1 protein-coding gene is annotated in these 9189 nt (G+C 73.4%); it reads right to left on the reverse strand.

Features of this window, described 5'->3' with window-relative positions; translation table 11 throughout:
- Positions 1-9189 (reverse strand): SDR family NAD(P)-dependent oxidoreductase (locus tag D7Y15_RS40340; protein WP_148713000.1); only part of this gene is annotated, 9189 nt, incomplete at both ends.

The raw sequence follows: 9189 nt of genomic DNA on the forward strand, positions 1-9189 counted from the left end.
GTGGAGGGGGAGGGCGGCGGCGATCCGCTGGAGGAGCCAGGGCTGGGCCTGGTTCGCGCGCAGGAAGAAGTGATCCCCCTGCGTCACGTGCAGGTGGAACGCCCCCTGGGTGACCGCGCGCCAGGCCGCGGAGGCCTCGGCGGTGATGCGGTCATCGGCGTCGCCGTGCAGGACGGTGATGGGGAAGGCGAAGGGCGGCTCGGGCTGGTAGCGGTAGCCCTCCATGAGCTTCAGGTCCGCGAGCATCATGGGCAGCAGCGCCCGCGCGAAGTCGGCGTCCCGGCCCGCCATCACCCGCCCCTCGGCCGTGTTCATCGCGATGTCGAGCAGCGGCCCCAGGGGTTCGCGCGTGCCGGGATCCGGCACGCCCTGGAAGCCGGCTTCGCGGAAGCGCCGCTGGAGCCCTTCCAGGAAGGGACCGGGGCAGAGGAAGGGCGCGCTGGCGCCACCCACGATCAGGTGCTCGGGCTGGGGCCGCCCGTGGGCGCGCAGCCGGCTCGCGAGGAGGTACGCGAGCAGCGCGCCCAGGCTGTGCCCGTAGAAGGCGAAGGGCAGGTCGAGGTGGGGCGACAGCGCGGCCTCCAACCGTGGCAGCAGGTCGTCCAGGCGGTGGAGGGGCGGCTCGTGGATGCGGGTCTCGCGTCCCGGGAGCTGCACCGGCCACACCTCGATGTGCTCGGGCAGCCGCGCCCAGTCCAGGTAGAGCGATGCGCCGCCGCCGCCGTAGGGGAAGCAGAACAGGCGCACGCGCGGCCGGGGACGGCGCACCCCGTGGCTGAACCAGGCGTGGGACACCGCGGCCTCCGCCGGGGAGGGCGCGTCCGGCGCGGGGGCGAGGTCCTGCGACAGGGCCTGGGCGAGGCTGTCGATGCTCGGGCCTTCGAGCAGCAGCTCCGCGGGCACCCGCAGCGACAGGGTCTCCTCGATGTCCCGGCGCAAGGAGAGCCCCATGATGGAGTCGAGGCCCAGGTCCCGCAGCGGGACCTGGCGCGTCAGCGCGTCCGGCTCCAACTGGAGGTGATGCGCGGCGCGTGCGGTCAGGAAGGCCACGACCTCCTCTCGCCGGGCGGACAGGTCCCTTCCGTCCAGGGCGCGGGCGCGCGCGGGCGGTGGGGACGGGGGCGCCTCCTGAAGGGCCTTTTCGAGCGCCTCCACCCGCTCGGCGCTCAGCAGCCGCAGCCGGTGTCCCCGGGCCTCGGCGATGAGCTGGTTTGCTCCGTCCAGGAGCCGGAAGTGGCCGGTGACGTGCCCGTTCGCGTCGGGAGGCTCGGGGAAGGTGATGTGACACTGGAGCGTGTCGTCCGCCGGGGCGTGGTGGAGTTGGAAGGATTCCCAGCCCACCACCATGAACCTCATGCGCTCGTCCAGGTGGGCGGCGCCCGCCACGGCGAAGAGCTGCGCGCACGCGTCGAGGATGCCGGGGTGGAAGCCCAGGGCGTGCGAGGTCCGCTCCGCGCGGGGCTGCCGCCGGAAGCGGGCCACGGCCTCGCCGTCACGGAAGCTCACCGCGTCCACCCACTTCACGCTCTCCCCCAGGTCGAAGGTCAGCTCGGCGAGCCGCCGGTAGAACGTGGCGCCGTCCCAGCGGGTGCCCTGCTCCAGGCGCGGGGGGACGTCCAGGGTCTCCCGCGTGGGCTCCGCGCGCTCCATCACCGCCTGGGCGTGAAGTGTCCACGGGCTCCGCTCGTTCACGCGGCCATGGAGCAGCAGCTTCGCGCGGTCCGCCTCCAGGGGCTCGACTCCCAAGCGCACTTCGCGCTCCTCGCCGGGCTCCACGTGCAGCGCGGCCAGGTAGCGCACGTCCCGCAGCGCGAACGACGTGAAGCCCAGGTGCTGGCGGATGGCGCGGGTCAGCAGCTCCTGGATGTTCCCGACGTGGGCGATGCCGTGGTTGTCCGCCAGCTCCGGTAGGCGCGCGTGGCTGATCCGGTACGCGAACTCGCGCTCGCGGCGGGGCGAGTGCAGCGGTGTGCCGTCGAACACGTGCGAGGGGGGCTTGTCCGCTCCGGTGGGGGCTGCCTCCACGGGCAGGTCCGGCAGCCAGTAGGGCTTGCGCTGGAACGGGTAGGTCGGCGGTGTGCGCTCCGGACGGGGCCTCGCCTCGGTGAAGGCGCGCCGTGCCGGGCCGAGCCCCCGCGTGTAGAGCTCCGCCACGCACTCCATCAGCGTCCGCCAGGGGGCGTGCTCCGACGTGGCGCGGAGCCAGGGGCGTCCCGTGTCTCCCAGCGCCACGATGATCCGGCGATCGGTGGACGCCAGGCCCGCGAGGGCCGCCTCCCAGTTCCCCGTCGCTTCGACGTGGGCCGCCCACGTGTCGGCGCGGGCCGCCTTCCGGGCATCGATGAGCGCGTCGGCCGTCGTGCGCAGCAGGCGCGAGCGGGGCTCGGCCAGCCGCCCCGGCTCCAGGGTGAAGCCGCCATGCCAACCCAGGTCGCGCAGGAGGCAGCGCAGCGCGTCCCGGAGGTCCATCACACCGGCCTCGCACGCCGCGACATGGAGGCCCCGTCCGTCGGCCAGCAGCGCGTCGGGTTGATAGCCCCAGTGCCCCAGCAGCTTGAGCAGGGCGAACCGGGCGCGGAAGGTGGTGACCTCCGGCGCCTCCATCACGCGGGGATCGCCGCCTGACAGCTCCCGGGCCACGGCGCCACAGGCGTCGAAGGCCGCCGCGAAGACGGGCTCCACCGGGTAGAGCGCCGCCACGGTGGCGCGGAGGTCCCCCGCGTGGGGAATGGCGATCGCGAGCCGGGGAATGGCGGCCTGTTCGACGACGCCGTGGAGGAGGCCCTCGGCCCTCCCGCCCTCTGCGAGGGCCTGGAGGCAGGCGGCCAGCCCCGCGCCATCGGAGGCCACCACCGCGGCGCGGTGCTCCAAGTGGCTGCGCGAGGAGACGGCGGCGGTGCACGCCGCGCCCACGCCGTGCTCCGGCTCCCGCGACAGGTACTCCCGCCAGGAGCGCGCCAGGGCGCGCAGCGCGGCGTCGTCCCGGGCCGAGAGCGGCAGCAGGTGGACGGGCCGCGGAAGCGAAGCGATGGGGCCGGGCGGAGTGGGGGGCTCGGCCACGATGACGTGGACGTTCGTCCCGGAGAACCCGAACGCGCTCACGCCAGCGGTCCGTCCTTCCCCGTCCCACGGCAGGGTGTCCCACGCGAGCCGGGCGCGCATGCGGTCCAGGCGGATGTGGGGGTTGAGCTGGCGCAGGTGGGGCTGCTTCGGAATGGCCCGGTGCTGGAGGCAGAGCACGGTCTTGATGAGGCCCGCGATGCCCGCGGCGGCCTCCAGGTGCCCCAGGTTGGCCTTCAACGCGCCGACCGTGAAGGGCTCGGCGGCGGCCGGGCGCTGCCCATAGACGGAGCCCAGGGCCTGCATCTCGATGGGATCTCCCAGGGACGTGCCCGTGCCATGGGCTTCCACGTAGGAGATGCGCTCGGGCTCCAGCGCCGCGGACTCCAGGGCCTTGCGCAGGAGCGCCTGCTGGGCGAGCCCGTTGGGCACGGTCAGCCCGCTGCTCGCGCCGTCATGGTTGGCCGCCGAGCCCAGCAGCACGGCCAGCACGGGATCGCCGTCCCGCCGCGCGTCGGACAGGCGCTTGAGCACGAGCATCCCGCCACCCTCGGCGCGGCCGTAGCCGTCCGCCGAGGCGTCGAACGTCTTGCAACGTCCATCCGGCGCCAGGGCGCGCAAGCGGCACAGCGAGACGAACGTGTACGGCGACAGCATGAGGTTGACGCCGCCGGCCAGGGCCACGGTGGACTCGCCCCGGCGCAGGCTGTCGCACGCCAGGTGCACGGCCATGAGCGACGACGAGCACGCCGTGTCCACGGTGAGCGCGGGCCCCTGGAGCCCCAGCCGGTGGGCGATGCGGCCCGAGGCGATGTTGGCCGCCAGGCCCGTGGCGGCGTAGGCGCTGAACTGCCGCGCGGCGCGGGGGAGCAGTCCGTACTCGGCGCTGCCCATGCCCACGAAGACGCCCACGGGGCTGCCCGCGAGGCTGTCGGGCGCGAGCCCCGCGCGCTCGAGGGCTTCCCACGACACCTCCAGCAACAGGCGCTGCTGGGGGTCCATGTCCGCCGCTTCGCGCGGAGAGATGCCGAAGAGCCGCGCGTCGAAGAGCGCGGGCGCCTCCTTCAGGAAGCCCGCCTGTCGCACGTATACGCTTCCGGCGGTGTCGGGATCCGCGTGGAAGAAGGCCTCGGGGTCCCAGCGCTCCCGGGGCACGTCGACGATGGCGTCGCCGCCTTCCAGGAGGAACCGCCACAGGGCCTCGGGACTGTCGCACCCACCGGGGAACCGGCAGGCCATCCCGATGATGGCGATGGGCTCCCGGCCTTCAGGGAGCGATGCCGCGGGACGTGTCCCGGCCACCGGGGCGGGCGCGGGAGGCGCGGCGGCGGGGATGGGAGCGGGCTCGTGCGCGGTGGCCCCGGTCCGGATGCCGAAGCGCTGCGTGATCGTGTCGCGAGCACCGTGGAACACCACGCGCTGGCAGCCCTCCTGGGCAAGCCCCGCCTCGAACACCGACAGCCCGAGCGCGGTGGGCAGCGGCGTGAGACCGCCGCGGCGCTCCATGAAGCGCAGCGTGCTGGCCTCCACCCGCATGCCGCCTTCGGCCCACAAGGGCCAGTTGAACGACACCGTGCGCCCGTGCCGTTCTCCGCGAGCCCTTCGTGCCTCGCGCTCCTCGGCGAAGGCGTCGAGGAAGGCGTTGGCGAAGGCGTAGTCGCCCTGGCCCACGTTCCCCGTGATGGCGGCCGTGGAGGAGAACAGGGCGAAGAAGTCCAGGGGCAGGTGACGGCTGGCCTCGTCGAGGTGGAGCGTGCCGTGCACCTTGGGGCCGAGCACCGCCGCCCACTGCTCCGGATCCTTGGCCGTGACGAGCGAGTCCCGCGTCACGCCCGCGGCGTGGATGATGCCGTGCAACGTCCCCAGTCGCTCGCACGCCTCGCGGACCCCGCGCGCGGCCGAGTCCCGGTCGCTGACGTCCGCGCGCAGGTAGATCACCTCCGCGCCCGCCGCGCGCAGCGCCTCCAGCCGGAGGCGGCGGACCTCGTCGAGCTCACCTCGTCCCGTCAGCGCGATGCGCGCCCGGACGGTGCGCACCAGATGCTCGGCCAGCAGCAGGCCCAGTCCGCCCGCTCCACCGGTGATGAGGTAGGCCCCGCCCTGTCGCAGCGGTGACGGACGAGGCGTCCCGGGCGGCAGCTCCACCAGCTCGCGCACCTGCCGTCGGGCCGCCACGTACCGGGCCTCGACGTCGTCGTGCTCGCTGTTGGCCAGCGCCAGACGCGCCACGTCGGACGGCGCGCACGCCTCGGGCTCCAGGGCCAGGGTCTGGAAGCCAAGCCGCGGCGCTTCCAGTCCGAGCGCGCGACAGAATCCACCCAGGGCGGCGTGGGCGGGATGGCGCACCCCGTCCACCGTGGAGTGCACGTAGCCCAGGCGCATCGCGCCGTCGGACGAGTGCGCGAGCATCCCCTTCGCGAGCCCCAGCAGGTGGGTGAACCCGAGGGTGGGATCCATCCCGAACGCCTCGTCGAGCGCCCCGAGATGGAAGACGTGGCTGGGCTGGAGTCCCCGAGCGTCCAGCCAGGCGAGGAGCTCCCGCGCCTGTCGCGCGTCGGCGGGGTCGAACTCGGGCTCCGCGCCGGTTCCAGCGAAGCGTTGACCCAGGCGCGCTCCCACCACCGGCACATCGAGTCCCCGTGAGTGCAGGCATTCGCGGAAGGCCCTGACGTGCGCCTCGCTTCCCCCCACGAGCAGGATGCCGCGAGGCGCGGATCCACGCGTCGCCGGGGAGGAGGCGTCACGCCATTCCTGACGGGCGAACACCCCTTCCGCCGGGACCTCGGCGCGGAGCTCGGCCGGTGCCTCGGTCCCGGTGGGGATCCGTTCGAGGAGGAAGTCCGCGAGGGACCTCAGCGTCGGGTGATCGAACGCGAGCGTCGGATGGAGGTCGAGCCCGAGCTCGCCCTCCAGTTGCTCCACGAGCTGGGTGGCCTGCACCGACTCCATCCCCAGGTCGAAGAAGCCTTCGTCCGGCGACGGCTGGGTGGAAGGGGCATAGGCCAGGACGCGGGCCACCACTTCGCCGAGCAGGTGGGTCAGGAGCGCGTGCCGCTCGGCCTGGGGGGCGTCGCGCAGCTGCTCCCGCATCGTCAGGCGCTGTTGGGGCTCGGGCGAGGTCTCGATCCAATGGCGCTCCCCGGCGAACGGATAGGTGGGGAGCCGCAGCCTGCGCGGCGGATGAGCCCGGTGCAGGGCCCGCCAGGGCCAGGGCGTGCCCTCGGCCCAGGTGCGCGCGAGGGTGGCGTGCTCGCCCCGGGTGACGAGCGCCAGCAGCTCGGCTTCGGTGGGCGCGGCGCCCGCCACGTGCGATGGCGAGAGGCTGGCGGTGAAGAGGCCCTGGGCCTGGAGCGCCACCGGGTCCTCGGCGTGCGTCACATAGGCGCGCAGCCGTTCGCGGGCCGTGGCCAGGTCCGAGGCCACGAAGGCGAGCCGGCCGGACATCGCCTCCCGTCCCTCTTGCAGCGTGAACGCCAGCGCCTCGAACTCGCTCGTGCCCCAGTCCCGCCGGGCATCGAGGAGGTCGAGCAGCCGGCGCGCCTGGACGCGCAGCCGCTCGGAGGTGCGGGCGGACAGCACCAGGACGTGGGGCCGCGCGGGGAGCGGACTGCTCCGGGGGGCGGGCGCGTCCCAGGATTCGACGACGAGGTGCACGTTGACGCCGCCCGCGCCGAAGCTGCTGATGCCAGCGCGCAGGGGCTCTCCGGGCCGCGCCTGCCACGGCGCGGCCTCGCGCTGGACGTGGAAGGGCGTGCTCGCGAAGTCGATGTGCGGGTTGAGCTGTCCACCATGGATGAGGGTGGGCGCCAGCCGCCGGTGCTTCATCTGCAGGAGGACCTTGTGGAGCTGGGCGATGCCCGCGGCCGACTCCAGGTGTCCGATGCTGGCCTTGACCGAGCCGATGGCGCAGAAGCCCCGGTCCGGGGTGTGGCTCCGGAACGCGTCCGTCAGTCCGGTGACCTCGATGGGGTCGCCCAGGCTGGTGCCCGTCCCGTGCGCCTCCACGTAGCTGAGCGTCCGGGCGTCCACCCCGGCGCGTCGCAGGGCCGTGGAGATGACCTCGGTCTGCGCCACGGGGTTGGGCACCGTGTAGCCGTGGGTCTTCCCGTCGTGGTTGTGCGCGCTGCCCTTGATGACCGCGTGGATGGTGTCTCCATCGCGCAGGGCCATGGCCAGGGGCTTGAGCAGCACGGCCCCCACGCCCTCTCCGGGGACGTACCCATCGCCCCCCGCGGCGAAGCTGCGGCAGCGGCCGTCGCTCGACGCGAAGCGGTTGGCGCAGAGCATCACGTACTTGCTCGGGTGCAGCGACAGGTTCACGCCGCCCGCGATGGCCACCTCACACGCGCCGGAGCGCAGGCTCTCGCAGGCGAGGTGGATGGCGTTGAGCGACGACGAGCAGGCGGTGTCGATGGTGAGGCTCGGGCCGCTCAGGTTGAGCGCGTAGGAGACCCGGTTGGCGATGGAGAAGCTCTGGGTGCTGAACGGGATGCGGTTGCCCCGCGACCACTCCTGCGCTCCGAAGAGGGCGTATTCGTTGTAGGTGACGCCGACGAACACGCCCACCGGGGTGCGTTGATCTCCCGCGTCCGCCTTCGCCAGCCCCGCGCGGGTGTAGCCCGCGTCCTCCATGCAGGACCATGCGGTCTCCAGGAACAGGCGCTCCTGCGGGTCCATGAAGCGAGCGATCAGCGGCGAGATCTGGAAGAAGGTCGCGTCGAAGCGATCCACCCGCTTCAGGAAGCCGCCCCACTTCGCGTAGAGGGACCCCGGCTCGCGGCGCGTGGCATCGAACAGGGGGCGGTAGTCCCAACGCTCCGTTGGGATCTCCTCGATGCAGTCCCGGCCCGTCTCCAGGTTGTGCCAGTACTGTTCCAGGTCCTCCGCCTGGGGATAACGGCCGCTCATCCCGATGATGGCGATGTCCCCGGTGGCGTCACCGTTCCCCGGTGCGGGCACGGCGGGTTGCGGCGGTGCCAGCGCGGCGGGGAGCGAGGCCGGGCGAGTGAGCCGCTGGACCCGCGCGCCGTGCTCCTGGCCCAGGTAGGCCGCCAGGTCCGCGAGGTTCTTGTACTTGAAGAACAGGGTGATCGGGAGCTTGCCGAAGGCTGCCTCCAGCTTCTGGTGGAGCTCGGCGATGAGGATGGAGTTCATCCCGTAGCTCTCGAAGTCGGCCGTGGGGCTCACGCTGGCTGGATCGAGCCGCGCCGTGGCCGCGAGCTCCCGGGTCAGGAAGTGGAGCACGTCGCGCCAGGGCTCGGTGGCCTCCACCGGCGCCTCCTCCGCGGTGGGCACTGGCGCCGTGCTCGCCACGGACAGCCGATCCGCCGGACTCGTGAGCAGCCAGTGCCTCGTCCGCGCGAAGGGAGTGCCCGGCAGGGACACGCGCCGCGGCGGGAGCGGATGGAGCCGCGAGAGATCCGGCGTGGTCCCGCTCACCCAAAGGCGGGCGAGCCGGTCGAGTTCACCTCCGGAGATCAACGCGTCCAGGAAGGCCGCGCCCGCGGCACCGCCCAGGAGCGCTTCGTTCGCGCGTGCCCCACCCGCGTTGCCGGTGTGCACGTGCTCGGCGGATCCCTGTTGGAGCCAGCCGTCGAGCCGCGCGGCGAGTTCATCCAGATCGCGCACCACGATGGCCAGTCGCTCATCAAAGACCTCGCGTCCCACGGTGAGCGTGTAGGCCAGATCTTCCAGGCGCGGCGGCTCCGGAGCGCGCAGGGCCTCGCGCAGCCGCTCGGCGCTGGTCCGCAACAGGGCGGGGTCGCGAGCGGAGAGCACCACCAGCTGGGGCCGAGGGGAGGCCCCGGCCGGCCGGGGCGCCTGTCGGTATTCCTCCAGGACGACATGCGCGTTGGTGCCACCGAAGCCGAAGGAGCTCACGCCCGCGCGCCGGGGCCCTTCGAGTCCTTCCCCGTCGACCGGGGCGGGCCACGGGCGGGTGCGCGCGTTGACGTAGAACGGGCCGCCTTCCAGCCGCAGCTGTGGATTGGGCGTCTGGAAGTGGAGGCTGGCGGGGAGGGTGCGGTGGCGCAGCGCGAGCACCACCTTGAGGACCCCCGCGATGCCCGCGGCCGTCTCCAGGTGTCCGATGTTCGTCTTCACCGAGCCGAGCGCGCAGTGGGGCTGGGA

It is taken from the genome of Corallococcus sp. AB030 (assembly GCF_003668965.1).
GTDB lineage: Bacteria > Myxococcota > Myxococcia > Myxococcales > Myxococcaceae > Corallococcus > Corallococcus exiguus.